Source organism: Paenibacillus sanfengchensis (assembly GCF_036864765.1).
Taxonomy (GTDB): Bacteria; Bacillota; Bacilli; order Paenibacillales; family Paenibacillaceae; genus Fontibacillus; species Fontibacillus sanfengchensis.
In genome coordinates this window covers 44827-70845 of sequence record NZ_JBAGJC010000014.1, presented here as the reverse complement: position 1 = coordinate 70845, position 26019 = coordinate 44827, and the positions used below count along the sequence as shown (strand labels likewise).

Genomic DNA, 26019 nt, shown 5'->3' with positions numbered 1-26019 from the left:
GCCTTGATCCGCTATTCGTTTAATATCTTCTGTACTTCATCCGACATTTTGGCAATACCGTCCGCCGGGCTCATTTTGTTCGCCCATACTTCGTTCAAGTATTTAAACATGGCCAAGTCGCGGATTTGCCAGTTCTTCGTAGACGGCTTGCTGAATTTAACGGTGGAAGCTACGGAAACATAATCGCTGCGGTACGGGAGATCTTTGAATTCCTGTTTTTCAAAAACGGACGGCTTGGATGGAATATGCCCCGCCTTCGCCCATACCTGACCGTTGTCGGCCAGCCAGTTAGCGAAAGTAATCGCCGCCTTCCGCTTCGCCGGATCTTCCTTCTTCGTTACCGGAAGAATAACGGTGTGCGCATCGCCCCAGGTTGCTTCCTGATCGAACACTTTCGGAATCGGCATCGCTCCGAATTCAAGCCCTTTCGTCGATTCCCAAGTACCTGTCGCCCAAACTCCGGTCATCATGATCGCTGCCGTGCCGCTTTGGAAATTTTTGTAGAAATCGGGGTCGTTCAATTTAATCACTTTATATTTGTGGTACAAGTCCTGAATATACTGGGCGGCTTGAACCGCTTTGTCCGTATCGATTTGCGCCGAATTCAGATCGTCGGAAACTACGTCATTGCCTCCCAGCTGGGAATAAAGCGCCCACCACAAGCGGAACGGATCGTCGTTCGTGTTCGACAGGGCAAACGGTGTCACCTTTTGCGGCAGCTTGTCTTTTAGTGTAGTCAGGAATTTGACGAACCCGTCGGCCGACTGCTCCAGAATCGGCTTGCCTTCGCCGTCGAGCAGGCCCGCTTCCTTCAGCAGTTTCTTGTTGTAATACATGATGAACGGATGCGTATCGATCGGCACCGCATAGTGCGCTCCGTCTACAATCGAAGCATCCAGAATATTCTGATTAAAGCTTGCCCAGTCCACGCCGGCCTCTTCGGCCACGTCGTCCAACTCCGAGACAACTCCCTGGTTGATCAGATCGGGCAAACGGGAAATATGGGAGATTCCGACGTCGGGACCATTGCCGTTACCGACTGCGGTAATCAGCTTCGTGTAATACTCTCCCCACTCGAGCTTTGTATTCTTGACTTGAATGTCCGGATGCTCCTTGTTGAAGGCGTCGATCATCGCCTGCATATTGTCGCCGTCCCCGCCTGCGAACAATGTCCAGAACGATAAGGTGACTTTCTCTCCGCCGGCATCTGAAGCGCTTCCATTTTTTTGATCGGCACTTCCTTCATTCGTAGTGCCTGTTCCATCGTTTTTACCCGAATTGCCGCTGTTGCCGCCGCCGCATCCGCTTAATACTAAGGACAATGAGAGCAATAAGGCGAGCACAATCCCAAAACTTTTTTTCATATTGACCTCCCCTTTGACATTTGATCGGCACAAAACATTATTATTGTTTTATTACATAATTTTTGTACCTTTTAAGCTAATATAATGCTATATCAACGGATTGTCAACGGTTTCAAACTATTTTTGTGTAATATTTTATATTATTAACCGTTTGTTACAAATATACTGTAATAAATATTGCTACCCTAAGTTTTAACTTATAATATTCAGACAAACTCTGACCAGCCCAGCCCTATCGTTACAAAAATAAAGAACCATCATCCCCCTAAGAAATGATGGTTCTTTATTCCGCTTCTTCCTGAGTATAAGTTACCCGCATGACAATATCCTGATCGTAATCCCCGAATTGTTTGCCGAAAAGGTTAACGCCGCCCTTGTGCACCGCATCCGACTTGACTCCGATCCGCAACCTCAGGCTGGGGCGCTGATTCAATTGCAAATCGTTTATTGTCACCTCGGACACTTTTTGCATATCCAGCGTCGTTCGTTCATGATCGATACGCCAAGTTTTCAACAACCCGTATTGCGTCGTCCAATCCAGCCACCATGTCGGATTCAGCACGCCCCGCCGGTCGCCGAAATCACCGGGACTGGTCCACATTCCGATCTCAACTCCGTTGACCCACACCGAAATATCCGAAGGCCAATCATTGTCATAATTCGGCGCTTCCGAACACATCTCCATAGAAAGCTCGATCGATTGAATCGTCGCATTCTGGGGAATCTCCAAAGGGAGCAGATATTCCACATACCCTTTGCGGAACCAGATAATTTGCGCGCCCACATGCTTCGGGTGATAAAAGCTGGCCGGTTCGTCCTCCCTGACCAGCATTCCCTCATGGGTAGCCATGCCGCATGTCGGGTGAACTTCACAATCGCTATAATGCCCGATCGGCATCTCCACCTCATAAAACTTCATTCCGTCCTTGGTAGAACGAACGCTTGAGTTTAGCGTAATCAATATATCATCATAATTCCGGCTGCAGACCTTCATCGCCCCGCGTACGGCCGGAAGCAGCTCCGTATTGATGAGTTTGGCCGCTTCGAGTATCTTAACGTTGTTGGCGACCGTGGAAACCGGAAGCTGCAGCGCCTCGGCAAGTTCAATAACATTCATGCTCCGCGTATTCAGCAGACGAAGAATATCGACCCTGGATCGCGTGGATAGGGCATGGGCAACCTGAACCAGTTTATCAGCTTCGTGGATACCGACTTCCAACATAAGAATCCTCCCGCAGATTTTACAAGAATTTTACATAAACAATCTCTAATGTACTTTACTACAAAAAGCTGTATTAAAGCAATAATATTAATTATATTGGGGATTTTGCTGCTCGTATAGCTTGTATTGCTTATGAAAACATAAAAACCGGCATCTATCGTGCCGGTTTTTAAAGTATATATGCCTATTCGATCATAGTCCGCATGCTTCTGCGGATAAATTATTCTCCCGAGGGTAAAGGTATTGCCGTCTCCGTTGCCAACGGAACGCCCAAATCCGGCTCCCCGTTCTCTTTCCAGCCAAACTTTTGGATCCGCGTGCTGCGCGGGCTACCCGCCGAACGGTCCCGTTCCGCCTCCGAATAGGAATAGGCATGGTAAACCAGCCAATCTTCCGAACCATCCGGCGAAACGGTAAAACTGTTGTGCCCGGGTGCGTAAACCCGCGCTTCCGGGTTCTTGGCAAAGACAGGGCCGCCAAGCTTGATCCATGACCCGGCATCCAGAAGATCCTCGGCTTCCGATATCATCGTCATGCCCAGACAGTAATCGTCGGACCAGGTCGCGCTTGCTGAAAAAACGAGATATATCCGCCCGTTTCTCCGCAAAAACGACGGTCCTTCGTTAATGGCCATCCCGCCTTGCTTCTCCCATGGTTCCGTCGGTGCCGTTATAAGCACGTTAGGTCCCCTCAATGTCCAGGGATTAACCATGCGGGCGGCATAAATGGCCGATCCGTAATCCGGAAAATGGCCATAGCCGGAATAAAAGAAATACAACTCGCCCCGGTGCGGCAATATCGTTCCATCCAGGCCCGGATATTCCGTATTGACGGCGCCTTTAAATATCCACTCGTCGTTCAGGGGATCGTCGCCTTTAAGCTGAAGCACGCATACTCTCCTGGTCTCGTCTCCCCCGCCGCCGTCGTTCGCCGTATAGTAGATATACCAGCTGCCTTCGATACAATGTAATTCAGGCGCCCATAAGTGATGAGAATAAGGCCCCGGCGCCTCAGGCATCCAGATGGTTTTTGGAGCAGCGCTTCCCAGTTCTGTCATGGTTTTGCCATGCCAAAGCGCGATGCGGTCCCCCAGGGTAACCGTTATATAATAAATGCCGTCTTCCCGCTTAATAATCCATGGATCGGCCCCGTTCTGCAAAATCGGGTTGCTGAATGAATTCCGGCTCATGGCCAGCCTCCTTTGTCCCCATGCTATGAATCAAGCCTATCCGTTGTACCGGATCAGCAGATCCAGCGGATAACGCCCGGCATTGCGGCCGTACAAGGCCACGCCGCCTTCCTCTGCCTGCAATTCCAAGCGGAAAGTACGGCTGCGGTTCAGCCTGGCCGTCAATTGCACCGGGACGCTCAACCTGCAAAGATAGCCGTACGATCCGGCTTCATCCAGTTTGTTCGCGACCGGCTGGTAATGCCAAGACAATACGCCGCGGCTGTCCGCCGGATCGTCCGGCAGAACAAGGGAGCCGATCTCCTCGCCGTCGATCAGCACGTTTAGGCGGGAAGGATGCTTTTCCTCATCAGTCATGTAATAGGTGTTGGGGTTATATTCCACCTTCGCGTCGGCGCCATGCATCGCGCCAATTCCCATGTCGGTATCGATCGAACCTTCGATATTCCGGGCCAATACCCGCTTCGCGCCGGCTTCGAATACTATTTCTATATCGTAAATGGCGGTCTGCTCCGCTATACCGGGCAGTGCTACGTCATAAATAAAACGGCCCTTCCCCGCACCGCTCACTTTCGTGCCTTGAATCGAGGTCCACTGATGCTGAAACGTCTGCTCCGCGTAAGAGCCTACCGGGATTTGAATGACACCGCCTCCCGCTGCGTATCCGCCGGCCTCGCCGCTTCTTACGTCGAACGCGATAAAGTTCCGCGTAATCGTTCGTCCCGCTTCATCCATCAGGGATACCGCAAGCACGGCTACCGCATCCCGGTCAGGCATCGTCAGAGACAGCGCGGAAAGCGGTGCAACGCCGTAGCCCTCCCAATCGACCTGTAAAAGACCGCTGTCCCCCACGGTGCGAACGCCCAGATGATCATGCCACAGCTCCCATTTCAACATCAGCTTTTGTCCATGATACCGGTCGCTGAAGCTCGAACGCAGCATGGGAACAACAGCCTGTTCACACGCGGAAATCGTTCGGCACGGAGGCGCGTCGAGCACGATGAAATCCGGAGAATGCAGATCGGCCATCGTCATGCCGGGCACAAAGGCGTCATAGCCAAAGTCTTTTCCCGTTCCATCGAGACGGTAATAACCGTTGAATTCGTTCGTCACGTCGCGGAATTCGGTAAACACAAACCCGCACAGCTTGTCGTGCTTGCGAAATTCATTCATCATGTAGCGGTAATGCCAGGCCAGGTCGCTGTCGCCCGCACCGCCTTCGATACCCCATACATTGCCGCACTCGCTGTTCATCAGCGGCGCGTCGGATTGGACATTTTCGCCGATGCAATTGAAGGGCGAGCCCGGATAGGTTTTGCCGACGACGTCGTCCAAATGGGCGCGGACCTGGTCATATCCGTTGATATAGAAATGCCATGTATTGATATCGGTCTCGACATGATCATAATTGCAAGGCGAATTATCCTCGACGATCCGGGTCGGATCGAGCTGCTTTGCCCAGCGGTATTTTTCGCGCACCCATTCCTGGGTTTCCGGCAAATAGCTGCTCTGCTGCCCGATATTTCCCGTAACTCCCGCTTCCTTGGGATCTGTCTTGAGCCCCCACGTTTCATTGAACATCACCCAGGAAAAAATCGACGGATGATTATAATCCCGCTCGATCACCTCAAGCGCCTCGTGCTCGTAAGCTTGGCGCGCCTTTTCGTCCGGGTTCCCCCAGAAGCAAGGCATATCCTCCATCACGAGAATCCCCAGCTTATCGGCCCAATACAGCTTACGCGGCTCTTCCGGCTTGATGTGAATCCTTACAAAATTGAGTCCCAGCCGCTTCATCAGGTAAATTTCATCCTGCATTTCCTCATCGGACGGATAGGTAAAATAACCGGTCTTGTGATAAGACTGATCCAGTGTACCGTTCAGATAAACCGGCTTGCCGTTCAGCGTAATCCAGCGGTAATCGCGGTCGCCGAAGGCGGCCGTCCCGATTTCCCGGATGCCGAAATAAGTAGCGACTTGATCAAGGCCAAAGGGGCCGTTAAGCCTTAGCGTTCCCTCATAAATATACGGAGTTTCCGGACTCCACAGTTTAGGATCGTTCACGGTAAAACAGGTGTTCACTTCATTCTCGCCGGCCGAAAGTTCCGCCATTAAGGTATGCCGAACAGCATGATCCGCAAAGTCCATCGCAAGCTCGGCTGTACCGGCCTGGTCCGCCATGATGGTTGCGGCTACTTCAATCCGTCCATCCATATAGGTCCTGAACTTGGCGTCTTTGAGATACGTCTGCGGGCGGGCTTCCAGCCAAACCGGCTGCCAAATGCCGCGGATTTCGCCATACCCCTGCTTCCCGCGCGCCTGATAGCTATGATCCTGATCTTCCGCCCTCACAATGATCGTATTGCTGCCGTCCATCTGCCAGACGCCGGTAACTTCAAACTCAAACGAGCCATAACCGCCTTGATGGCTTCCGACATGGCAGCCGTTAATCCAGACGTCGCACAAATAATCCACCGCTCCAAAGCGTAAAAACAGGCGCGACCCGTTAACGCCGGGATTCCAAGTGATAGTGCGCCGATACCACCCGATTCCTTTGATATCCTTACCGATTCCGGACAGGGGACTGGCCCAGGAAAATGGCACCTGAACCTCTGCGTCAAAAGGAACTTCTCTGTCCGTGTTCCATTGCCCTTGGACGCCCTCATCGTTCGGATCAAAACGAAAAGACCAGGGACCGTTCAAATTCAGCCATTGCTGCCGCTGCCAATGCGGATGAGGAAACTCCGGGCGAGGAATCAATAGGTTATCCGCGTTCAACAAAGAGGTACTCATGAGTATGCACAACCTTTCGCAAGAGGTTTATGCGCCCATTTTAGCACCTGTATATGATTTTTACAATGTTTATTATAGTTTTACAATACACTCTCATCATTGTACAATTAGCTCAATAAATCTTTGTATAAGAAGAGGAATTTTGAGATGAATGAACCTTTGCAAGAAATCATCCGCTACCCGGCTTCCCGAATTCTTGACGTAGCCAAGGCGTTATCCGGAGACCTTCGCGTTCGCATTTTGGAAGCGCTGGGGGAGAAGCCTATGAGCGTCAGTCAATTGGCCGAAGCTTTGGGAGTGGCACAGCCGACGATTTCCATCAATGTGCAGACCCTCGAGCAAGCCGAACTGATCGTCTCCACCCAGGGAGCCAACCGGGAAAAAATATGCTCCATCACCTGCCGTTCCATCCAGTTGGAGCTTCCGTCCAAGCCGGGCGACGGTCTTCATCCCGTCGAGACGATTCATATGCCGATCGGGATGTATTCGCATTGTTCCGTGAAGCCCTCCTGTGGCATGGCCGGCAAAGACGGGACCTTGATCGGCTCGCAGGACGACCCCCGGGTATTTTATATGCCCGAACGAATAGACGCTGCGCTGCTATGGTTTGCCGAGTCCGGTTATATCGAATACTATTTCGCCAATCCGCTGCCTCCCGGCGTCGAACTCGATGAATTGCGCATTCGCGCCGAGCTGTGTTCCGAGGCTCCTTCCTTCCGTTCGGACTGGGCTTCGGATATTACGGTCACGGTAAACGGACTGGATGCCGGTACATGGACCTGTCCGTCCGATTTCGGGGACCGGAAAGGCAAGCTGACCCCCGAACGCTGGAAAAGCGGAACCGAATACGGGATGCTGACGGAATGGCGCATCGGTCATCAGGGGAGTTTCGTGAACGGAGTCCCTGCCGGCGGGACCTCGATCGAAATGCTTCATTTGGCGTATAACCAGCCCATTTCCATTCGGTTTGAAGTAAAGGAAGACGCGGTCAATAAGCGGGGGCTTAATCTGTTTGGGAGCCAATTTGGGGATCATCCGCAGGATATCGTTCTGGAGTTCATACGGCGTGGCGAGGATTCGTAAATTCGGGAGGAGTCCGCATTATTTTGCTCTACGCGCACTACAAACGGGCATGCAGCTAACTTTTTAACGTGAAAACCTCCCGTTAATTTTCCGCTCTTGGGCCTAGGGTCCGATTTAGCTGGAGAAGCTCCATCTATTTCGCGGCCCAACCGCCGATATAGGCAATTTCAGGCGAATTAGCGGGAGGTTTTCCAACTAATGTGCCTCCACGGCCACATAGGCAACAAATTAACAGGAGGAATTCCAGTTAATTTAAATAATAAATTCGCGTTGAGCATAGGGTGATAAGAACCCTTCACAACGCTGCCTTATACGCAAATCAATAATTCAGCCTACAGTACAAATCCGGTCGCAAAGGCGAACGCAGCTTAAGCCTCCGATCACTAGCGCAGCATTAACAATTTGCATGTTTGCATGCCGTGCAGAAAATAAGGGCCTGCTGCGGCGCTATTTTGTCGAATTCGGCTGGGGGATTGTGAAATAGCGGCTTTTTCGCGAAAAGTTTCAGGTTTGATGCAACGTCAGTGCCGATATACTCAATAATCAGGAAGCAGCCGTTATTTCGCGAAAAAATCACCGCGGCAGACAGGCGTTTTGGTCCTGTCTCGGTTCTTAAATTTGGTCCGGGACCGGCAAACCGTCCGGCGGGAACAAGTCGAGCGTGGTCCGGATAAACAGCTTGACCGCGTGGGAGGATTCAGCGATGGAAGGCACCGCGAGCCGAATGTCGCGATAAGCTTCCGGTTCGAGCTCGCGTTTCACAAGCCGGGGCGGAAGCGTCTTGAGCGCTAGCTCGGACAGAATCGGAAAGCCGAGGCCTTCTTCCGCCATGTTAAGAGCCATACTGACGCTCTGAACGATGTATTTTGATTGCAAGCAGGCATCCGCCCGTTCGAACAGGTCGATGAGCGGCGGCTCGTATCCGGCTTTGCACGTAATGAACGGCTCCGTAGACAGCCGTTTGACGGGGATGACGGGCAGCCCGCTAAGCGGATGATCCTCCCGCAGCACCGCAAACATTTTCTCCCGGTAGAGAGGCACCGTATCCCAATCCCCATCCGGCGGAATCAGGAACGCAACGTCAATCAGCTTCGTCTCCAGCCAGTTCCTCAACTCGTCGATGTTTCCTTCGTGCAGTTCGAACTCGATGCCCGGATGCTTCTTGGCGATGGCGCCGATAATCCGGGGAAGGAAGTGTGCGGCGGCCACGGGAAAAGCCCCGACCCGGATCGTCCCGACTTGGAGCCCCTTTTCGTCGGCGACGACTTGATCCACCTTGGCGAACGCGCCAATAATCTCGCGGAACAGCACGAGAATCCGCTTGCCCGCCTCGGTCAATTGCACGCCGCTGCGGCGGTCGCGCAGAAGCAGAGGAATGTCCAGCTCCGATTCCAGCGCAGAGATCGCGCGGCTGACCGCCGGCTGGGTCATATTCAGTTCAAGGCCCGCCTTCGTAAAGCTTCCCGTCTCCGCGATTTTGACGAAAAGATGGATCTGCGTGTTTGTCATAACGTGAATGGTATGCCCCCTATAATAAACATTCATTTTCATCATGTTAAAAAATAGTGTATCATTCGGGTTGACCCTTTAACAAGGAGAGACCTCTTATGTCAGAAGCTGCACTAACCCGCAAGCAAACCCTATTTTATTTATCCTTCCTCATACTGATGTGGGGGATCAACTGGCCGTTATCCAAATATGCGCTGGAATTTACGCCGCCGCTTCTGTTCGCAGGCCTTCGGACGCTAATCGGCGGGGTTCTGCTTATCATCGTCGCGCTGCCGCGCTGGAGGAAGCTTCGGCTTCGGGAAACATGGCCTTATTATTTGATATCGGCCTTCCTCAGCATCGTTTTCTACTACGGCTTCCAGACCGTTGGCCTTCAATACATGCCCGCCGGCTTGTTCTCGGCCATCGTGTTCCTGCAGCCGGTGCTGCTCGGATTGTTCGCCTGGATGTGGCTGGGAGAGAGAATGTACGCCCGGAAAATGATCGGCCTGCTGCTCGGTTTCGCCGGTGTGGCCGTGATGAGCATCGGCGGATTTAAAGGAGGCATCTCTTTCATCGGCATCCCGCTCGCCTTGGCATCCGCGCTCAGTTGGGCGCTCGGAACCGTCTACATCAAGCGGCAGGCGGCCAAGGTCGACTCGTTGTGGATGACCGCCATGCAGATCCTGATCGGCGGCGGCGTCATGACGGCGTACGGCTCGACCGTCGAGAGCTGGTCGGAGATCCGCTGGACCGGAGCGTTTCTCTTTGACACGCTGTTCATCTCCGTCTTCGTCATCGCACTGGGCTGGCTCGTCTACTTCAAGCTGATCGGCTCGGGGGAAGCATCGAAGGTCGGATCGTTCACGTTCCTCATCCCGGTCGTCTCCATCGTCTGCAGCGTCCTGTTCCTGAACGAGCGATTGACTCTGAATCTGCTCGCGGGAATGGCGCTCATCGTCGCCAGCATTCTGCTCGTGAACGCGAAACAGAGGCGGCTCCCGGATAACGAAAAGAAGGTACTGTTCCCTCAACAATTTTGAGGAGCAGTACCTTCTTTTTCTGTTCCGGGCTCGCTCTACTCTTTCAGGAAAGCCCGCTCCGACACATACACAAACCGCTCTCCCCGCGCCATGACATGGACTTTTTGCTCGGGATAGCGTTCGTACAGGTAGTCCACAAAATATCCGGGTTTCTCCGAATTCGCCGCAAACACATCATAATGCAGCGGGATGACGGTCTCCGCGCCGATCCGCACCGCCAGCTCCGCCGCCTCCCGGTAGTTCATGTTCCCCACCAGTTCGCTTTCCCTGCGGAAATAATCCCCGCCGTTAATCGGCAGCATAGCCACATCCGGGCGGGCTTCACTCAGCAGGTCGATCAGTTCCGGATAGATCACCGTATCTCCCGCATGGTACAATTTGACGCCATTCAGCTCAATGAGATAGCCCGTGTAGCGGTGTTTTCCCGCGGCATCCTTATCCAATTGCTCGTGAGCGGCCGGAATGCCCGTAATGGCCACTTTGCCGAAAAACTCTCTTCTCCGGTTCTCGGCCTCCACGATCTTGTTCTCCGCAATGCCCATCCCAAGGAGAAGTTCTTTGCAGCAGGCCGGGGCGAGGATGAACGCCTCCTTATTTTGCGCATGAAAAACGGGTAAAGTCCCTTCATCCATATGGTCCGCATGCTCATGTGTGATCAGACACAGGTCCGCCCCCGCGATATCCTCCGGCGTGATCGGTGCCGGATACGTGCGCACCGCTTCATGGTGCTTCTCCAAAAAATCCGAGACGTACGGGTCAACGTAAACGGTAATGCCATCCCCTTTAATAATGACGCTTTCCTGACCCAGAAACCAGATGGCGAGCGTTCCGTGCGGAACCTCCGTTTGCGCGACTTCCCGAATGAGATCTGCGCCTTTTTTACCTTGTCGTATCATACCGTTCACCCTCCCATTTGTGTTTTACTAGTATGTATTACCCGAAAACCTAATTGTTCTGAAACTAATCGCCCCGTTCCCACGTTAAAACAAACAAGACGTAAATTCGGAATCTTATCATCTGAATATGCGAGACATTCGAAAAAGGAGGTAACCACATGGATACCGGATTTGGACCCTCTTCCTTCGGAGGAGGCGGCTTTGATTTCATGTTTACGCTCATTCCGATCTTGATCGCCATCGGGTTTGTGGTCGTGATCGTCCTTTCTATCGCCAACGGCGCCCGCTACATAAAAAACGCCCGCTCCCCGCGGGATTCCAGATACGTAAAAATCGTATCCAAAAGAATGGACGTCCGGCATTCTCATCATTCCGACGATAACGCCATGCATTCTTCCTCACACACTTACTACTATATCACGCTGGAGTTTGAAAACGGAGAGCGTCGGGAATTTCTGGATGTAAAAAAACTATACGGCCTGGTCGCCGAAGGCGATGTCGGTTACGCAGCCATTCAGGGGGATTGGATCGTGGCTTTTGAGCGGGATGTAGCCCATGAGCAAAGCCGGGCCCGGTTTTAATGAGCGGGCAACGGCCTAATTTATTTGGTAGATTGTGCCGTCGGTACACTTATTAACGGGAAATTGTCCCGTTAATTTCCTGCTCTTGACCCTTGGCACCCGATTTAGCTGGAAAAGCTCCTTCTATTTCGCACTCCGACTGCCGATGTACACAATGTCAGGCGATTTAGCGGGAGGTTTTCCAGCTAATTGGCTTCTGCAGCCGCAACAGGGCCTAAATAACGGGAGAAATTCCCGTTATTTGGCACTAGCGTTGCTAGCGGCCAGCTTCTCTTGCAAGGAAGGCAAGCGAATAAGAGCCTTTTGCGGCCTTTTGCGTCGCTATTTTGTCGAATTCGGCTCATCGGTATGAAATAACGGTCTTTGGGGCCCCAATTTTTGAAAAAAAAGCGAGTCAAACCCGACTTCGGGCCCGCACCAGTGTAATAAGGCCCTTTTGGACCGCTATGATTCCCGCAGAGCCGAATCGGGCCAAAATAGCTTCCCAAAAGGCCGCTAATACCGGCGGGCGGCTAGGGAAATTAGGGGTGCCAAATCCCACTCGCTACGCCGCTTCTTAAGTCGGCGAATAAGCCTCATAATGGGCGGCGCCATGCTTGGTGTTATTTGGTCCGTCTGCCGCCTCAGTTGACCGGCAGCCCCTGGCTCTTCGCATAATTGCCCCAGTGCGGCCGCCGTCCGTCTACGTCGGCAAAGCCGTACTCATCGGAAAGATCCCAGCTGGTGAGGGAGCGCCCCGCCTTTTCGCTTACCTTGGGGTCCGCGGCCAAGTGGGCAACCGCCTGCCCTACATAGAAAGGCGTTTCGGATTCAATGTAATGCGGCTCTTTGGCCACGGCATCCCGCCAGTTCCGCTCCTCCACTCCGAAATACTCCAGCATCTGCTCGGAGCGCAGGAACCCCGGAGTCACCGCCAGGGCGGTAATGCCGTGCGGACGCAGTTCTTCCGCCATACCTGCGGCCAGGTGGATCGGCGAGATTTTGGCCAGACTGTAGTAGAGGTTGCCCCGGTAATTATAGGTGGAGCCGTCCGTAATTTCGATCACCAATCCCTCCCCCCGCTTTACCATCAGCGGAACGCCGTAATAGCTGGTGATCAAGTGGGCTTTGACCGCCCGCTCCTGCATGAGCAGCGCATCCCCCAAGGGCTGTTCCCAAAATGACGTGCCCCAGTGCGTCAGCTTCTCGCCTCCCCAAATGTCGTTCACGAGAATATCCAGCCGCCCCTGCTGTTCGTCCGCGACCCGCTCGAACAGGGCTTTTACCTCCTCTTCCCGGGTGTGATCCGTGCGGACGGGAATGCCCATCCCTCCACGAGCGGTTACTATCTCCGCCGTCTCATCGATGGTCTCCGTCCGCTGCAGATCCGAAGCGCTCCCCCGAACGCTGCGCCCGGTACAATATACCGTGGCCCCCGCGGCCCCGAGCATCGTGGCGATTCCCCGCCCTGCGCCTCTTGTGGCACCTGCGACGACGGCGATCTTTCCCTTTAATGGTTTGTCCGTGAATAGACGATTGTCGTTCATGCTACCCATCCTCTCCTCGCTTGTTTTTACTCTTACATCCCCAGTTTACCAATCATATATGACATCTCTTGTCTTATATAAAATGGTACAATCGTGATCAAGAGAAAAACTTCTACAGGGAGGGGTTCCTATGAGGGCGGACCGGCTATTATCGATTTTGCTGCTCCTGCAAAACGGCGGAAAGTTAAACTCCCGCCAGCTCGCGGAAAAGCTGGAGGTCTCGGAACGGACGATCGTCAGGGACATGGATGCCTTGAGTGCGGCAGGTGTCCCCGTCTATGCGGAACGCGGGTCTTTGGGGGGATGGATGCTGGCGGAAAATTACCGGACCGGCTTAACCGGCATGGGGCGGGAAGAGATGCTGGCTTTGCTGGTTACGAGCCACGGGACCCTGCTCGGCGACTTGGGGATCGGCCGGCAGTCCTTGGAGACCGCTCGCCAGAAGCTGATGGCCTCTTCCTCTGCGGCACTGCGGCGGGATGCCGAAATGATCCGCCAGCGGATTCATATCGACGGGGCCGGCTGGCATGCCTCGGATGAAAAATTCGAATGGCTCTCCGTCGTTCAGGAAGCCGTGTGGGCGGAGCGTAAGCTGGAGATGACCTACCGGAAATCGGACGAAGATGCGAGCGGAGACTCCCGGATCGTTCATCCGCTGGGGCTGGTCGCCAAGCGGAACGTCTGGTACCTGGTGGCGGAGGACCGCGGGGAGCTTCGGACGTTCCGGATCTCGCGGATCATGGAAGCCTCGGTGCTGGAGGAGCGCTTTGAGCGGCCGCCCGGCTTCACCTTGGGGGCGTATTGGGAGCGGTCCACCGCGGAGTTCAAAAGCCGCCTGCCGAAGTATCCGGCCGAGCTGCGGGTGGCGGAGCCGCGGCTCGCCCGGCTGAAGCGGGAACGCTACGCGAAAGTGCTCCGCACCGAGCCGGACGGACCGGGATGGGTCCGGGCGGAGGTGGAGTTTCACACGCTGGAATCGGCGTGTGAGCTGGTCTTGGCCTGCGGCCGGGAAGCCGCGGTCCTCGGGCCGCCGGAGCTGCGCGAGCGGCTCCGGGCCGAGGCCGAGGCGGTCGCGGCCCTATACCGGCGGTGCTGAGCCCCTGGAATAGGGGGCGGCACCGCCGGGTTCATTCGGCGGGCTCGGGCTCGGCCGCAGCCGCCGTGAAGTAGCTTTGCAGCTTCCGGTTCAACCACAAGGAAGCTGCGATGAACGCCGCGACGCCGAGGAGCTTGGCGGGCTGCGCGGCAAAGTCGGACAGATGCGTGCCGATATAGGACACGCAGAAGACCATGACGGCTTTGCCCAGCGCCACCGCCGCTCCGAAGGAGGCGGGCGGCATCCGCGTCAGTCCCGCGGCCATGTTGATGACGACGAACGGGCCTACGGGCAGCATGCTGAGCAGAAAAACGAAGCTGAATCCGTTCCTGCGGGCCCACAACATCGCTTTCTTCACCTTGGGCTTGGCGGCCCAGCGCCGCATCACGGGGGCCTCGGCCGCCTTGCGGATCAGCAGAAAGGTCAGCAGACTCCCGGTCACGAGTCCGATCCAGGAATATAAAAAGCCCAGCCACATGCCGTAAATCGCGGCGTTGGCACCCACGATCACGATCGTCGGCAGAGGCGGGACGAAGGATTTCATAAACGTCAGCAGGATGCCGGGCAGCGGACCCAGAGAGCGGAAGCGCTCCAGGAAAAGCTCTATATTTTGTTCCGTAAAAAAATCCACAACGCTAAGTTCTGCGCCAAACAATCCACTTCACCTCTTCTAAGCCGGGTGACCCCATTATACTATAGCCGGGCCCGGATTCCCGGACTAAATAATCGACAATCTGATGGAAATCAAGAAAGGCCGCCGGAGTTTAGGGCTCCGGCGGCCTTAAGCGGGAAGGATCCCCGCTATTCTAATGGGATGGCTTTACTGCACCGTATCCAGCGGTTTCAAATGTGCCTCGATTTGCGCCCGTTTCGACTCGAGAAACGGAGGCAGCGCCAGGGATTCGCCGAGATGCTCGATATCCTCGTCCGTGGCGAATCCCGGTCCATCGGTCGCCAGTTCAAACAGAATGCCGTTCGGCTCGCGAAAGTACAGGGACCGGAAATAGAAGCGGTCCACAAAGCCGGAGTTCGGCAAACGGACGCTCCGAATGCGTTTGATCCAGGCGCGCAGCTCTTCCTCGTCCGCAACGCGGAAAGCGACGTGATGGACGCCGCCCCGCCCCAGCCGTTCCCGCGGGAGATCGGTTCTCGGCTCAATGTGGACCTCGGCGCCACTTCCTCCTTCGCCGGTCTCGAACACCAGAATATCCGGCTGCCCTTCGATTTGCGAAGAGTACTGCCCTTTCCGGCGGAAGCCCATCAGCTCCGTCAGTACAGCGATTGTCAGCTCCGGCTCGCTCACGGTCAATTGAACGGGGCCCAGGCCGACAATGGCATATTCGGCGGGCACCGGGCTGCGGTCCCACGGTTTGCCGCCGGGAACGCCCGCGTTATGTTCATCGGAAACCAGGACGAGCCGCTGCCCCTCAAAATCCTTGAAAGCCAGTGTGGCCCGCCCCGCCCGCTGCTTCACTTCCTCATGCTCGACCTCAAACTCGGCCAAACGCCGGGACCAGTACTCCAATGCCCGGTCGCTCGGCACGCGAAGCGAAAGCGCGGAGATGCTGTTGTTGCCGTCGACATTGCGCCCGGCATTCGGAAGCTCGAAGAAGGTGAGCTCGGTTCCCGGATTGCCGACTTCGTCGCCGTAAAATAAATGATATACCGAGATATCATCCTGGTTCACGGTCTTTTTGATCAGACGGAGTCCGAGAACTTTCGTGTAAAACTTAAAGTTTTCCGAAGCGGTTTTGGTGATGGCGGAAACGTGATGAATACCCTTGAATTCCAAGTTCATGAGGAACCCTCCGTTCGTTATTGTGATTTTTCAATCTTGCGCAGGAGCGCCAGAAGCTGCTGTTTCTCCTCGCGGCTTAGCCCTTCGAATTGAGACGCCTGAAACCGCTCCTGCTCCGGCACGGCCTGGCGGTAGAGTTCCCGCCCGACGTCGGTTAGCGACAGCCACTTCTTCTTCCATTCCTGTTCCCTGCGAATCCAGCCCAACTCCTCCATCTTCGCCAGAAGCTGGGTGATATTGCCTTTGGACACGAGCAGCTTGTCGGCCAATTCCTGCTGGGTGAGCCGTTTGTGGGCCCCGATCTGGACCAGCGCGTCGAATTGAGCGACCGACAGGTTCCAGGCCTTTAAGTGCTGGTTGGACGCCCGCAGACTCCGGTTATATATGCGTGAAATGCGGTACCATACCAATACCCCGAGCTTTTCCGCATGTTTTTCCTCTAATTGGTCGGGGTCGCGTGTTTCGTTGTCATTCATTTCTTTTCCCCCATTTCAAGGATTGCATTCAGTTTAGTTCTAAACTGATAAAATGTCAAGCGTTCCCCAAACAACTGCTCGATTCACAAGAAAAGCCGCTGAACAGGTCAGCAGCTTTCATGTTTTCGTTTTCTCCTCGGCTGGTCAGGGGGTGAATTTTACTGTTTACCTTTCCTCCATTTACTGTTTACCGCCTGTCCCCTCGAGTTCACAGGTACGGATGCACTACGCCTATAGCTCCCCCGCCAATTAACGGGATTTTCTCCCGTTAATTCGGTGCTATTTGCGCGATCTTACGCATTAGCTGGAATTTCTCCAGCAATTTCCGCCTCTTCGGCGCGAATCGGCCTTCCGGACGCAATATAGCGGGAGTTTTTCCAGCTAATCTCCTCCCGCGGCCGTCCCTCCGCCTGATTAACGGGAGGTTTTCCCGTTAATCAGGACAGAGCGGGCGGGACCAAGCCAGGGTACCCCAGTTCACTAACGGCGCGGCATTGTTCTCAGCAGTTGATCCAGCTTATCTTCCAGCAGCTCCTGGCGTTCCAGCAGGTCCGAGAGCATTTCGTACAGCAGTTCGTTGGTTGCCTCAGCCGCTTTAAGCTCTTTCCGTTCGCTGTGACGGGCGCGCAGCTCCTCCGATTTGACCCGAAGCGGGTCCGTGGGGATATGAAAATGCGCGGTTTTCGGGAGCGGTTTTTTACTTGCCATCCGTTACCACCACCTTTAACCCGGCGTTCCGATCGAGTCCGAGCGTGCTCAGCCGGAATTCCCCCGGTTCTTCACTGCTGACCGTTAGGGCAGCCTTGCCCTTGGAAACGCTGATGGCTTGCTGGATCCCGTTCATTTCCAGTTGTACATCTTCGTTGAAATCCTCTTGAATGTTTCCCTGCCAATCCGTAATCGATAAATCGACCGTCAGTACATCCGACCCATCCGCCGCGATGCTGTCCTTATCCGCCTTCAAACGGGCCATCGTTCCCGTAAACGTTTCGTCCGCATAGCGCATGCTATCTTCAATATTCATATCAGCATCTAATAAATTAGCACCAGCTATTGAGAACATCGGAATGCCCCCGGTTCTCTGCAGTTTCGTATTCAGAGGGAAATTCAAATAGAGCTGTTTGTCTCCCCCACGGTACATTAAAATCAATCGGTCGCGATGCGCATAGAAACCGAGAGGTTTATTGTAATCAGGCTTGCCGACTTTAGGATATATACCTTGAGTATTGTCACCAAAATAGGGCAGATCGATATACAAATATTCATTATTCACCAATGGATATGTTCCGGCGTATACCGTCAAGTATGCGTTGGCTATCGGGTTCATAATCCACACATGTCCTGAGAGTGTTACGGAAACTTCATTATCGATAATTGGATTAGAAGAAATCGTTATTAGCCCCTGTAGCCGAGCAACCAGTCCCCAAGCTCTTCGATCTTCCAATGGCTCATATTCCACCCCATCAGTCTGTGAACTATATACTGCCAGTCTAGTGATTCTTGTCACAGACACGGCAGGCTCGATGACGGTTATCCGAACATAGCTTGCATTTTCCGGCTTTGGAAGGGAGACAAACCTTTCTCCTTCAAAAGTTCGTTCCGTAACTAACTTCCATTCCGATTGGTTTGTACTTATTTCAAGTTTACACTTAAGCGGTGTTACTGGTGTTATTTCCAATGCGATTGCCTCAATATCGTAAAAGCCTTCTAAATTTATTGTGAGACTTGCCGGATATTCACCTGATGGGGCAAGGTACCAACAGTTCATCTCGGCCGAATCTGCCCTCGGCTTATAATAGGGTGCCGTTGGCAGCCCTATAATAGACCCATCCGTTACTGTAACCGGCTTGAACTTAGCCACATTTTCACTTATTCTTCCATTTTTAAAATGCTGCCGTTCAAGGGCTCCGCTTTCGATTCCTTCCCTACCGATCGGAGGAGCATCTCCCGGTTTCCCCGTATGCCTGTGGCCTTCATTATTGTTAAACAGCCTATCAAGTACTTCAATATTTGCATTCTGCGCCTCTCTCCTGACTGCGTCAGAAGGCTCAAAAGCGTTCAGCCCGCTGGGCAATTTCTTCATGTTTCATCTCTCCCTTCTTTGGGCGTGTTAGGCTTCCAAACCTCCAACTGATCCCAAGTCATGTTCAACGCCTCAAGCTCATCCCATGTTAAATCCGCCGCATCCAGTTCATCCCATGTCAAATAAGTGTACCGGAACTCCAATTCGAGATGGGCCGGGATAATTTCGCGCAGGACCTGACGCATATCCGGTTCGTTCGGCGGCTTGCCCCGCGTACCGATAAACGTGATGACTACTTTGTACTCGGAAAAAATCTCCTCTACCCGGATCTCCCCGTTTTCGAACGAATCCGCTACGTTCTTGATGACCGCCAGGGTTACCGTTCCGGCTCCCCTGAGCTTTGACTTGATGACCGATCGCCTTTGGTCCCAAGGTTTGTTCTCGTCGGCGAGAATCCCGCAGATATTTTCCCAAAAAGCAAGTCCCCAGGTGGCGCGCTCTACAAAAAATTGCTCGAGAACGTCCAGGATTCGTTGGTTCAGTCCGAGGAGTTCTTTCGTTTCCTGAGTGATCAGATTGCTGGTAATCCCAGGCTGGCCCTCGTTGTCATGAAGGGCGTAGTATTTCGGCAGGTAGTCGGCCATATCTTTTTCCAGATCACGTTTGAATTCAAACAAATCGTTAAACAATGAATTCCACCGCCCCGGCCACCGCTACCTGGTCTTCTTTGATTTTATAGTTGCCTTTTTCCCCGTTAATCTTCAATTCCTGGAAATCCTCCACTTGGGCAATATCCAGCAGAAGACCGAATATTTGATTATAAGAAACGGTCGTTGTTTTAAAAGCAATACCGGCTAAAAAGTGTTCCAGCTTTTTGCCAAACAACGTCTTGATTCCTTCCAAATCCGCTCCCGATGCTAGTTTTAAACTTGCGGACACGTTGATTTTCACTTCCTCCGCTCCGCTAACCGTAACATCCGCTCCCACCGGACGGCGTTCGTCCACTGCGTCTTGTACCTTTCCGATAATTTCATCATTGGGCTCCCGCTTGTCTTCGGACAAGATCGATAACTTTACGGTGCCTCCCCCTTTCCAGGTAGGAAAGACCTTCACATCGCCCACACCGGAAACCTCCAGCGCCCATTGACGATAATGCCAGGCGTTCCCGCTCGTCGCCGGTCTCCGGACCCGATCGTAGTATCTGCCCAGAAGCGACTCGTCGGACTCCCTTTCGGCCCCGTTTTTAAACTCTTCCGGATTCGTTACCGAAACAACGCCGGTCAAATTTCCCAGCATCAGCTTGATCCGTCCGGCATCGACATTTCCCCGTACGCCGCCTACCGCCGCCTCAGCCTTCACTTTAGCGGTTCCTTGATCGATCACGCCCGCTTCGGTCGTTACAAATACAATAGCCTCCTCCTCGTCGGTGGAAACGGATGTCCCCTTGGGAACGACGGTATTGTCGTCTCCTTTGAACACAATTTCCCCTGCCGCTTTCTCGCTGGGACGCCGTGTGATTCCCATTTCAGCCGCCCTTAGATCCAGGTATCCGGACGGTTGTTCGGGACCCGCAAAACCGAATTTCAGCACATTCTCCAACGCTATATAAGCATGGGCCAATTCGATGGCCGCGGGCGACAGCAAGTCGTAGGTGATGGAGCCCTGCCGCGTATCGATGCCTTCCGGCGAGGCGTTCCGCATCCGATCCAAAATGGCTTCCTTCGTCTGATTTTCAAACATGTTAAATGCTCACCTCCTGCTCAATAGCTCCTTCGGCCGTTATCACTGTAAATGTGACGAACAGCTTATCGCTCTCCCTCTCGATCTGAAACTGTTCGACAGCCTGGATGCGGTCATCTTCCTTAAGCGCTTCGGTAATCACCCGGGTGATTTCGCTGTGCAGCAATTGCGGAGAAATGTCCTGTCCCAGTAAAGTTTCAATTTCACAGCCGTATTGGCTGTTATAGATTAAATAGCGATAACGGGCGGTTAGGATCGCCTTCTGAATGGACTGCTTGATCGCCTCTTGACCGTCAATGATTTTCTCCTTGACCTGGCCCGATTCGAAATCAAGCAAATAAGTCCGGGAAGGAAGCGGGGCGGGCTTCACCTCCACAAATCGTTCTTCCCTGCTTCGCAGCGGAGACAATGCCATTAATACATCACCACCCGATCCAAAATCATATAGGTTTGCCCCTGGTTAATACCGACGACGATGACGCGGTCGTCCTTTTTGAGTTCGTCGGTAAATTCCAAGTCAGCTTCTTCAATGGTTTGATCGGCGGCAGCCATATTTATCCCGAAAAACTCCAGTTTTCCTGTACCACCAAACAAATGACTAAGACTAAACTGGTAGGGAGGGGTTTTAATTTTCTTGATATCCGCAAAAATCTTTGTCCCGCCCTCACTCTTCAAATTCACCTTCCGCGTATGCTTCGCCAGCGACTGTGCCACGATCAGGTCGTCCTTCTCCAGCTCCACGTTCATATGATCCACCTTGATTTTCAGTTGAGGCGGTGCGGACGTCACCGTGGCCAACTCAAAAGTAATCTCGGAATTGTACCCGATGGCCCGGATCAGCTGAACCAGCTGACTTGCTCCCGAGCCTTCAATGCGTTCCATTATTTGGCCCCCTTCTGTTCGTTGTATTCCATCTCCGGAATATCATCCGTCGCCGACAAGGTCAGCGACATCGTATGGCTGCCGTTCTCGAACCGGTGTTCATCGGCGGAAATGTAGTATCCGCCTAGAATCCCCGTCACCGATTCTTTGACATATACGCACGAACCGGACACGACATCCGGAATGCCGAGACATTCGATCCGGGCCTGATCCTCAATCGTCGCCAGATCCTCGAGCAATTGCTTGGCCCGCTGCTCCATCTGGGATGGAGTCATATCTTTGTCCGGCTTCTCCACATGCTGCATGATTCCGAATCGCTTAATCAGCTCCCCGTCTTTGGCGCTCGCCGAAATCGCCTTCTTCTCCACGTCCCCGCCAATCACCTTGATCTGGGTGCGGGTTTCTTCAATCGATTGCGAATAGCTGGCATCGAGCAGATTCACCCCGTTTTCCAGGACCCATTTCCCTTCCTGCTCTTTTCGTGCCAGCAGCTGCAACTTGCCTTCCCTGGAGGTAATCAAAAAATGCTGCCCATTTTGCTTCTGGGTTTCGGTCAGGGCCATCACCATCATCTCGAACAATGTCTTTTCGCGAAAAACCAGCTTCGGAATCACATAGCCCGTATCATGGATTTCCCCCGCCTCAATGGAGAATTCATTACACAGCCGCTTGATGATCGCGGAGGCGGACTGATTCCGAAATATTTTCGTATCCTTGTTTTTGGTCAAATAGATGTTCTCATCGTAGGCCGTTAAAGTCATTTGGCCCTTGGAGTTGATCTGGTCCGCAAACAAAACGCCCCGAAACAGCTCCTGCTTCCCATTCAGAATGAGCCGCAGCTCCGCTCCTTTTTCAAACACCATGTACAGATCCCGAAGATCACCCGTGTTGGAAACTTCCACGACAAGCTTCCGGGCCGCCTGCTTGATATCGCCGGACCAACTGATCGATTTCACGATCGGATCCAGGTACACGTTCTGATTTCGATCTTTGTACGTCACGCTCCAGCTCATGAAGGAATCACCAGCTTCTGGCCGGGAATCAGTTTATCCGGGTTTTTGCCGATCACCTTCTCGTTGGCCGCATAAACTTCCTTCCACCGATCGCCGTTGCCTAAGGTGCGCTGGGCGATTTTCCACAACGTATCCCGGGGCACCACGATATAAAATGCCGGGGGAACCTTGGTATCCGGACGATGCTCCCCTGTGATGACCATGGCCTTTCCCGAACCGGAGGTTTCCACCTGGCGGAACTTGACTTCCTTATACTCCTTGAGCTCCATTTCATAGAAGACATCCCCCGGATTGCCCGCCCGTTCACTATACTGAAAAGACCGGAGCGTAACCGGGCATTCAATAGGCGTGCCGGTAATCACCAGACGGAGGGGTTTTCGCAGCTTCCGCCAGTTCTCAATCTTCCCTACGATGTCCCAAGGTGTTGGGAAATCCTCGTATTCGCAATAACCGGGATGATAGTCGCGCGGAAAAAAAGAGCCGAGGGAAAACTCGCGCAGCGCGGCCTCACCAATCACCGTATACTCGCCAAGCTGGGTGACTTGAACGTCTTCGTAGCCGTATGAGCTTTTTACCGAGATCTGCTCGGGATTGACGGGCAGCCGCAACCAGTCTTTTTCGTCCATGGTCTTCAGCCAAAATTGCAGAGACGCCATTATGCCATCAAACCTCCCGCCGCTTTGATCTCGCGGGCCAGCGCCCGGGCAATGTCGTCGATATCCGACTCCTGGCGCACGTGAAACGTGTTCCCCGTAATCGAAATCGAGGCGCCCCCGCCTCCGCCGCCGGAATATTCCCGGTTCTCGCTCGCCGTCATCACGCGTTCGCCTTTATGCAGCCGGGCCATCATCCCGTCATAAGGGACGTAGTCGAGACCGTGGTAGTGGCTGGACGGAGGGCCCCCTGCGGATGTCACCTGACTCGTGGTCTTCGTGTTTAAATTGACGGAAGCCTCATTCGTGCCGGAAAAGAAGGCTTTAACTTTTTCAATCTTACCCATAATGTAATCCCATGCCGAAGTAACGAGCTGTTTAATATCATCCATGTGATACTTCACCAAATAAGCAACTGCGGCAAAGGCGGCCCCTACGGCCAAGCAGGCCAGAATAAGGGGAGCGAACGGTGCGGCAAGGGCGATAGCCGCAGCGGCGTTAGCCTTCAGCGCTATTGCCGTAGCATATAAAGCAGGTGCAAAAACAGTAAGCAATACGGCACTCACTCCGAGTAAAAAGGCTCCCATAATATCCGCATACTCCATAAAAAACTCAAGCGCCCCAACCATCGCTCCCATAAACGGGAGCAGGAGATCCCCAAGCGGAGCGAGCGCAATCGTTATCCGATTCTGCAAGGCTCCAAAGCGGTCGCCAAAGGTTTCAAGAACCTGCCCCTGACTCAACATCCCTTCCTTGCACTGATTCATGGAGGCGAGAATGCCATTAAACTCTACCTTTCCGCCTTTCAGTGCCGTTACGAGGTCTTCACTGACTTTGTTCCCGAAAATCCCCGTGGCATACTGCATGGCTTCTGTAGCTGTCTTGGCATCCCGGATTTTTGCGGCAATCTCCGTGAACCCGCCGGCCGGAAGCTTCTTGGGATCCTTAAGCACGTCTCCGATCGGATTCAGCCCGTCTTTTTGCCACTTCGCCATGAGAGCCATCGACTGATTAAATCCGAGGCCCATGTCTTTCAGCGGTTCACCAAACTGACCCATCTGCTTCATCAACTCGACCATATCCACTTTTCCCGCCCGGCTGGCGGCAAAAAATTGCTCCAGCATCACCTCGCCTTGCTTGGCCGTGTACCCCCATGCAGACATGGCCGATGTGGCCGATTCCGCGGCTTGGGCGCTATCGCCGCCGGTTAATCTTGAAGCATCCAGGAGCATCTTGGTCAAACCCTCCAGATCTTTTCCGGTTAAGGAGGTTTCCCGGCTCAAAATCCCCATCGCCTTGCCGACTTCACTCAAGCTTTGGGGTACCTGCCCCCCGACGGTCCGAAAAGACTGGGCAAGTTTGACCAGTTCCTGCCTGGAGGCCCCCGAAGTGGCTCTAAGCACGCCATAAGCATCGCTGTAGGTTTTGGCCGCCTCCATAATTTTATCTTTAGCCGAAGTCAGCAGTTCCATGGCGCCGCCACCACCACCGCCGTCTTGGGCGGCATTTTGCGTACCCGCGCCTGCGGCCGCCGGATCCTCTTTCTTCCTAAATGGAATCGGATCGGTCGCCAGTTTCCCTAAAGGCGCCCTCAACTTGGTGATGTATCCGGACAGCGCGCCTTTCCACTTTGTCAATTTGCCGCCAATTACCGTAAGCGCACTGCCCGCGCTTTGTTTGGCCGAACTCCAAGCTTTCTTAAACCCGCCGCTGACCATAGATAGTGCAGAACCGGCCGCACCCTCCAGTTTGGAAAGTCCCGCCATCATTCTGCCCAGGCTGCCAGCGTTCCACATCTGCTCGCTCGCTTTCGCCATGCTGTTCAGATCATGGATAGCTTTGGTGCGGGCCTGAAGCTCGCCCATCGCTTTGTTGTATCTTTTCAAATTGTTCAAACTTTTGCTGGTAATATAGTCACTCGTATTGTTCTTATTGTGATAGTTGCTCAGCTTCCTCACCTCCTGGCTAAAAGCGACTCTACGACCTCATCCTGCGGGCGGCCCTTTCCTGCTCCTTCCGCGCCCTCTCCTCCTCTTCCAACTGCAGCATCATGGAGGCATACATGAACCGCTTTACGTTCTCGTCCTTGTTGTACACCTCATCCGGAGGAATATGATGCCGCTGAAAAATAAGGTGCACCAGAAAGGCCTCTCCGCCCGCTTTGATTAGTTTTTTATTTCTTCTTCATCGCTATCGAACCCGCTGATTTCGAGGATTTCCGCGGACAGCTTGGCAATTTCGCCGGCCAGCAGCAGGCCGAGGATCGCTTCCGTCGGTGTGCCGTATTTCTCGGTTAGCTCTTTGGCGGACCAGTCCGGAATGAGGCAGGCTTTTTGGATGACCAGAGCACCGAACTGCTCTTCGTCCATCACTTTTTCCCGTTTGCTTCCTTTGCCCGTATAGTGCGTGCACTGTTCTTGAATTTTGTTGATCGTTTTGCCGTCCAGCGCCTGAATTTGAAAATCGACGCCAAGGCGCTTCATCGGAATATCCTTGGTCGGTTTGCTGTCCGCGCTCAAAAGCGCCTGAAGCACGCTAATTTGTCGGTTATCGGTAACTGCCATGTGATTCATCTCTCCTTAGGGTTTATTCGTTTGGTTTTCGGTCATGAAACAGAAATGACATGGAACCCGGACAAAAGCGCCTTGTTATAGCCGGGTTCATGCCATGCCATTTCCGGGGAAGCGTGATTATTCAGCCACGAGTTTATCCATCAGCTCATAGCCGGTAAAGTTAAAGGGAAGCTCTTCTTCCACGATCGCTCCCACCTCGAAGTGCATCAGCGGAATTTTGTCAAAGGTCACGCCCTTCAACCGCACGCGGTAAGCTCCGTACGATTCCGGGTCCTCCAGCTTCAGGATCAGCTCCGTCGTAAAAGTTCCCTTCTTGTCGTCGGCGATCTGACCGATCAGTTCAACGAACTCGGAAGTCACTTTATACCCCGTCATCGTGCCCGAGCCGCTGAGGCCGGTCACTTTATGGGCCGTCCAGCGCGTGCCGGACCGCTTGATCTCCTCTTTCGTAATTTCCACATTCGCCTCGGCCGACTTGACGTTGGTCAGCCATTTGCCATCGTAATACACATATCCGTAAGTCCCATTGATAACGCGGGTTGAATCCAGCACTAAAAATCCCTCCTAGTAATGTTGAAATCGT

26 protein-coding genes are annotated in these 26019 nt (G+C 53.5%); 4 read left to right on the top strand and 22 right to left on the bottom strand.

The window, feature by feature from the left end; all coding sequences use genetic code 11:
* Window positions 1-11 precede the first annotated feature (11 nt).
* The 4 genes from V4U84_RS22195 to V4U84_RS22180 all read right to left on the bottom strand — a co-directional run bounded on the left by V4U84_RS22195 (window position 12) and on the right by V4U84_RS22180 (window position 6565).
* A complete protein-coding gene (locus tag V4U84_RS22195; RefSeq protein ID WP_334075476.1) occupies window positions 12-1364 on the bottom strand; it encodes an ABC transporter substrate-binding protein in 1353 nt (450 codons plus the stop codon).
* Window positions 1365-1647: 283 nt separating this feature from the next.
* Window positions 1648-2586, bottom strand: coding sequence for an ArsR/SmtB family transcription factor (locus tag V4U84_RS22190; protein WP_334075475.1), 939 nt, complete (start codon window positions 2584-2586; stop codon window positions 1648-1650).
* 220 nt (window positions 2587-2806) lie between these two features.
* Window positions 2807-3775: a glycoside hydrolase family 43 protein gene (locus V4U84_RS22185; protein WP_334077996.1), complete on the bottom strand. Its 969-nt coding sequence runs from the start codon at window positions 3773-3775 to the stop codon at window positions 2807-2809.
* 36 nt (window positions 3776-3811) lie between these two features.
* Window positions 3812-6565 (bottom strand): glycoside hydrolase family 2 protein, encoded by a 2754-nt coding sequence (locus tag V4U84_RS22180; protein WP_334077995.1) that lies wholly within the window; start codon window positions 6563-6565, stop codon window positions 3812-3814.
* A gap of 147 nt (window positions 6566-6712) precedes the next feature.
* On the opposite strand from V4U84_RS22180, the gene V4U84_RS22175 reads away from it, so the two are divergent.
* Complete coding sequence (locus V4U84_RS22175; protein ID WP_334077994.1) at window positions 6713-7648, top strand: ArsR/SmtB family transcription factor; 936 nt, start codon at window positions 6713-6715, stop codon at window positions 7646-7648.
* A 612-nt stretch (window positions 7649-8260) separates the two neighbouring features.
* Here the strand turns inward: V4U84_RS22175 and V4U84_RS22170 are convergent.
* The gene (locus tag V4U84_RS22170) at window positions 8261-9157 is read right to left on the bottom strand and encodes a LysR family transcriptional regulator (protein ID WP_334075471.1); all 897 of its coding nucleotides are present in this window, start codon (window positions 9155-9157) and stop codon (window positions 8261-8263) included.
* A 98-nt stretch (window positions 9158-9255) separates the two neighbouring features.
* Between V4U84_RS22170 and V4U84_RS22165 the strand changes: the two genes are divergently transcribed.
* The gene (locus V4U84_RS22165) at window positions 9256-10179 is read left to right on the top strand and encodes a DMT family transporter (RefSeq protein WP_334077993.1); all 924 of its coding nucleotides are present in this window, start codon (window positions 9256-9258) and stop codon (window positions 10177-10179) included.
* A 35-nt stretch (window positions 10180-10214) separates the two neighbouring features.
* Here the strand turns inward: V4U84_RS22165 and V4U84_RS22160 are convergent, their stop codons facing one another.
* Window positions 10215-11075, bottom strand: coding sequence for an MBL fold metallo-hydrolase (locus V4U84_RS22160; RefSeq protein ID WP_334077992.1), 861 nt, complete (start codon window positions 11073-11075; stop codon window positions 10215-10217).
* 158 nt (window positions 11076-11233) lie between these two features.
* On the opposite strand from V4U84_RS22160, the gene V4U84_RS22155 reads away from it, so the two are divergent.
* Complete coding sequence (locus V4U84_RS22155) at window positions 11234-11656, top strand: DUF2500 domain-containing protein (RefSeq protein ID WP_334077991.1); 423 nt, start codon at window positions 11234-11236, stop codon at window positions 11654-11656.
* A gap of 623 nt (window positions 11657-12279) precedes the next feature.
* Here V4U84_RS22155 and V4U84_RS22150 read toward each other — a convergent pair.
* Window positions 12280-13182 (bottom strand): SDR family oxidoreductase, encoded by a 903-nt coding sequence (locus V4U84_RS22150; protein WP_334075467.1) that lies wholly within the window; start codon window positions 13180-13182, stop codon window positions 12280-12282.
* Window positions 13183-13312: 130 nt separating this feature from the next.
* On the opposite strand from V4U84_RS22150, the gene V4U84_RS22145 reads away from it, so the two are divergent.
* Window positions 13313-14278, top strand: coding sequence for a helix-turn-helix transcriptional regulator (locus V4U84_RS22145; RefSeq protein ID WP_334077990.1), 966 nt, complete (start codon window positions 13313-13315; stop codon window positions 14276-14278).
* A gap of 31 nt (window positions 14279-14309) precedes the next feature.
* Here the strand turns inward: V4U84_RS22145 and V4U84_RS22140 are convergent, their stop codons facing one another.
* From V4U84_RS22140 to V4U84_RS22070, 15 genes are all read right to left on the bottom strand, one after another.
* Window positions 14310-14933, bottom strand: coding sequence for a TVP38/TMEM64 family protein (locus V4U84_RS22140; protein ID WP_334077989.1), 624 nt, complete (start codon window positions 14931-14933; stop codon window positions 14310-14312).
* Between the two features lie 165 nt (window positions 14934-15098).
* Window positions 15099-16070 (bottom strand): ring-cleaving dioxygenase, encoded by a 972-nt coding sequence (locus tag V4U84_RS22135; RefSeq protein ID WP_334075508.1) that lies wholly within the window; start codon window positions 16068-16070, stop codon window positions 15099-15101.
* A gap of 23 nt (window positions 16071-16093) precedes the next feature.
* Entirely contained in the window at window positions 16094-16552 is a 459-nt protein-coding gene (locus V4U84_RS22130; protein WP_334075464.1) for a MarR family winged helix-turn-helix transcriptional regulator, read from the bottom strand.
* A 480-nt stretch (window positions 16553-17032) separates the two neighbouring features.
* On the bottom strand, window positions 17033-17260 hold the full coding sequence (locus V4U84_RS22125) for a hypothetical protein (protein ID WP_334077988.1): 228 nt from the start codon (window positions 17258-17260) through the stop codon (window positions 17033-17035).
* Window positions 17250-18635 carry a hypothetical protein gene (locus V4U84_RS22120; RefSeq protein WP_334075462.1) on the bottom strand — a complete coding sequence of 462 codons (1386 nt, stop codon included), beginning with the start codon at window positions 18633-18635 and terminating at the stop codon, window positions 17250-17252. The genes V4U84_RS22125 and V4U84_RS22120 overlap by 11 nt, the downstream gene beginning before the upstream one ends.
* Entirely contained in the window at window positions 18632-19264 is a 633-nt protein-coding gene (locus V4U84_RS22115; RefSeq protein ID WP_334075461.1) for a putative phage tail protein, read from the bottom strand. Before V4U84_RS22115 ends, V4U84_RS22120 begins: the two co-directional genes overlap by 4 nt.
* Window positions 19257-20315, bottom strand: a complete 1059-nt coding sequence (locus V4U84_RS22110; RefSeq protein WP_334077987.1) for a baseplate J/gp47 family protein — start codon at window positions 20313-20315, stop codon at window positions 19257-19259. Before V4U84_RS22110 ends, V4U84_RS22115 begins: the two co-directional genes overlap by 8 nt.
* A 1-nt stretch (window position 20316) precedes the next feature.
* On the bottom strand, window positions 20317-20730 hold the full coding sequence (locus V4U84_RS22105; protein WP_334077986.1) for a DUF2634 domain-containing protein: 414 nt from the start codon (window positions 20728-20730) through the stop codon (window positions 20317-20319).
* Window positions 20730-21197, bottom strand: a complete 468-nt coding sequence (locus V4U84_RS22100; RefSeq protein ID WP_334075458.1) for a DUF2577 family protein — start codon at window positions 21195-21197, stop codon at window positions 20730-20732. The genes V4U84_RS22105 and V4U84_RS22100 overlap by 1 nt, the downstream gene beginning before the upstream one ends.
* Complete coding sequence (locus V4U84_RS22095) at window positions 21197-22210, bottom strand: XkdQ/YqbQ family protein (protein WP_334075457.1); 1014 nt, start codon at window positions 22208-22210, stop codon at window positions 21197-21199. Before V4U84_RS22095 ends, V4U84_RS22100 begins: the two co-directional genes overlap by 1 nt.
* Window positions 22207-22866: a LysM peptidoglycan-binding domain-containing protein gene (locus V4U84_RS22090; RefSeq protein WP_334075456.1), complete on the bottom strand. Its 660-nt coding sequence runs from the start codon at window positions 22864-22866 to the stop codon at window positions 22207-22209. The genes V4U84_RS22095 and V4U84_RS22090 overlap by 4 nt, the downstream gene beginning before the upstream one ends.
* On the bottom strand, window positions 22866-24749 hold the full coding sequence (locus V4U84_RS22085; protein ID WP_334077985.1) for a phage tail tape measure protein: 1884 nt from the start codon (window positions 24747-24749) through the stop codon (window positions 22866-22868). The genes V4U84_RS22090 and V4U84_RS22085 overlap by 1 nt, the downstream gene beginning before the upstream one ends.
* Before the next feature lie 91 nt (window positions 24750-24840).
* Window positions 24841-25002 (bottom strand): hypothetical protein, encoded by a 162-nt coding sequence (locus V4U84_RS22080; protein ID WP_334077984.1) that lies wholly within the window; start codon window positions 25000-25002, stop codon window positions 24841-24843.
* A gap of 26 nt (window positions 25003-25028) precedes the next feature.
* Window positions 25029-25427 carry a phage tail assembly chaperone gene (locus tag V4U84_RS22075; protein ID WP_334077983.1) on the bottom strand — a complete coding sequence of 133 codons (399 nt, stop codon included), beginning with the start codon at window positions 25425-25427 and terminating at the stop codon, window positions 25029-25031.
* Between the two features lie 126 nt (window positions 25428-25553).
* A complete protein-coding gene (locus V4U84_RS22070) occupies window positions 25554-25988 on the bottom strand; it encodes a phage tail tube protein (RefSeq protein ID WP_334075452.1) in 435 nt (144 codons plus the stop codon).
* Between the last annotated feature and the right edge of the window lie 31 nt (window positions 25989-26019).

What these genes read in the sequence shown, in the direction of transcription:
- V4U84_RS22090 (WP_334075456.1), bottom strand. Translation starts at nt 22,866, where the DNA reads ATGGCGTCTCTGCAATTTTGGCTGAAGACCATGGACGAAAAAGACTGG.
- V4U84_RS22175 (WP_334077994.1), top strand. Translation starts at nt 6,713, where the DNA reads ATGAATGAACCTTTGCAAGAAATCATCCGCTACCCGGCTTCCCGAATT.
- V4U84_RS22155 (WP_334077991.1), top strand. Translation starts at nt 11,234, where the DNA reads ATGGATACCGGATTTGGACCCTCTTCCTTCGGAGGAGGCGGCTTTGAT.
- V4U84_RS22195 (WP_334075476.1), bottom strand. Translation starts at nt 1,364, where the DNA reads ATGAAAAAAAGTTTTGGGATTGTGCTCGCCTTATTGCTCTCATTGTCC.
- V4U84_RS22160 (WP_334077992.1), bottom strand. Translation starts at nt 11,075, where the DNA reads ATGATACGACAAGGTAAAAAAGGCGCAGATCTCATTCGGGAAGTCGCG.
- V4U84_RS22130 (WP_334075464.1), bottom strand. Translation starts at nt 16,552, where the DNA reads ATGAATGACAACGAAACACGCGACCCCGACCAATTAGAGGAAAAACAT.
- V4U84_RS22190 (WP_334075475.1), bottom strand. Translation starts at nt 2,586, where the DNA reads ATGTTGGAAGTCGGTATCCACGAAGCTGATAAACTGGTTCAGGTTGCC.
- V4U84_RS22180 (WP_334077995.1), bottom strand. Translation starts at nt 6,565, where the DNA reads ATGAGTACCTCTTTGTTGAACGCGGATAACCTATTGATTCCTCGCCCG.
- V4U84_RS22105 (WP_334077986.1), bottom strand. Translation starts at nt 20,730, where the DNA reads ATGGCATTGTCTCCGCTGCGAAGCAGGGAAGAACGATTTGTGGAGGTG.
- V4U84_RS22075 (WP_334077983.1), bottom strand. Translation starts at nt 25,427, where the DNA reads ATGGCAGTTACCGATAACCGACAAATTAGCGTGCTTCAGGCGCTTTTG.
- V4U84_RS22150 (WP_334075467.1), bottom strand. Translation starts at nt 13,182, where the DNA reads ATGAACGACAATCGTCTATTCACGGACAAACCATTAAAGGGAAAGATC.
- V4U84_RS22125 (WP_334077988.1), bottom strand. Translation starts at nt 17,260, where the DNA reads ATGGCAAGTAAAAAACCGCTCCCGAAAACCGCGCATTTTCATATCCCC.
- V4U84_RS22110 (WP_334077987.1), bottom strand. Translation starts at nt 20,315, where the DNA reads ATGTTTGAAAATCAGACGAAGGAAGCCATTTTGGATCGGATGCGGAAC.
- V4U84_RS22170 (WP_334075471.1), bottom strand. Translation starts at nt 9,157, where the DNA reads ATGACAAACACGCAGATCCATCTTTTCGTCAAAATCGCGGAGACGGGA.
- V4U84_RS22145 (WP_334077990.1), top strand. Translation starts at nt 13,313, where the DNA reads ATGAGGGCGGACCGGCTATTATCGATTTTGCTGCTCCTGCAAAACGGC.
- V4U84_RS22165 (WP_334077993.1), top strand. Translation starts at nt 9,256, where the DNA reads ATGTCAGAAGCTGCACTAACCCGCAAGCAAACCCTATTTTATTTATCC.
- V4U84_RS22120 (WP_334075462.1), bottom strand. Translation starts at nt 18,635, where the DNA reads ATGAAGAAATTGCCCAGCGGGCTGAACGCTTTTGAGCCTTCTGACGCA.
- V4U84_RS22095 (WP_334075457.1), bottom strand. Translation starts at nt 22,210, where the DNA reads ATGAGCTGGAGCGTGACGTACAAAGATCGAAATCAGAACGTGTACCTG.
- V4U84_RS22185 (WP_334077996.1), bottom strand. Translation starts at nt 3,775, where the DNA reads ATGAGCCGGAATTCATTCAGCAACCCGATTTTGCAGAACGGGGCCGAT.
- V4U84_RS22100 (WP_334075458.1), bottom strand. Translation starts at nt 21,197, where the DNA reads ATGGAACGCATTGAAGGCTCGGGAGCAAGTCAGCTGGTTCAGCTGATC.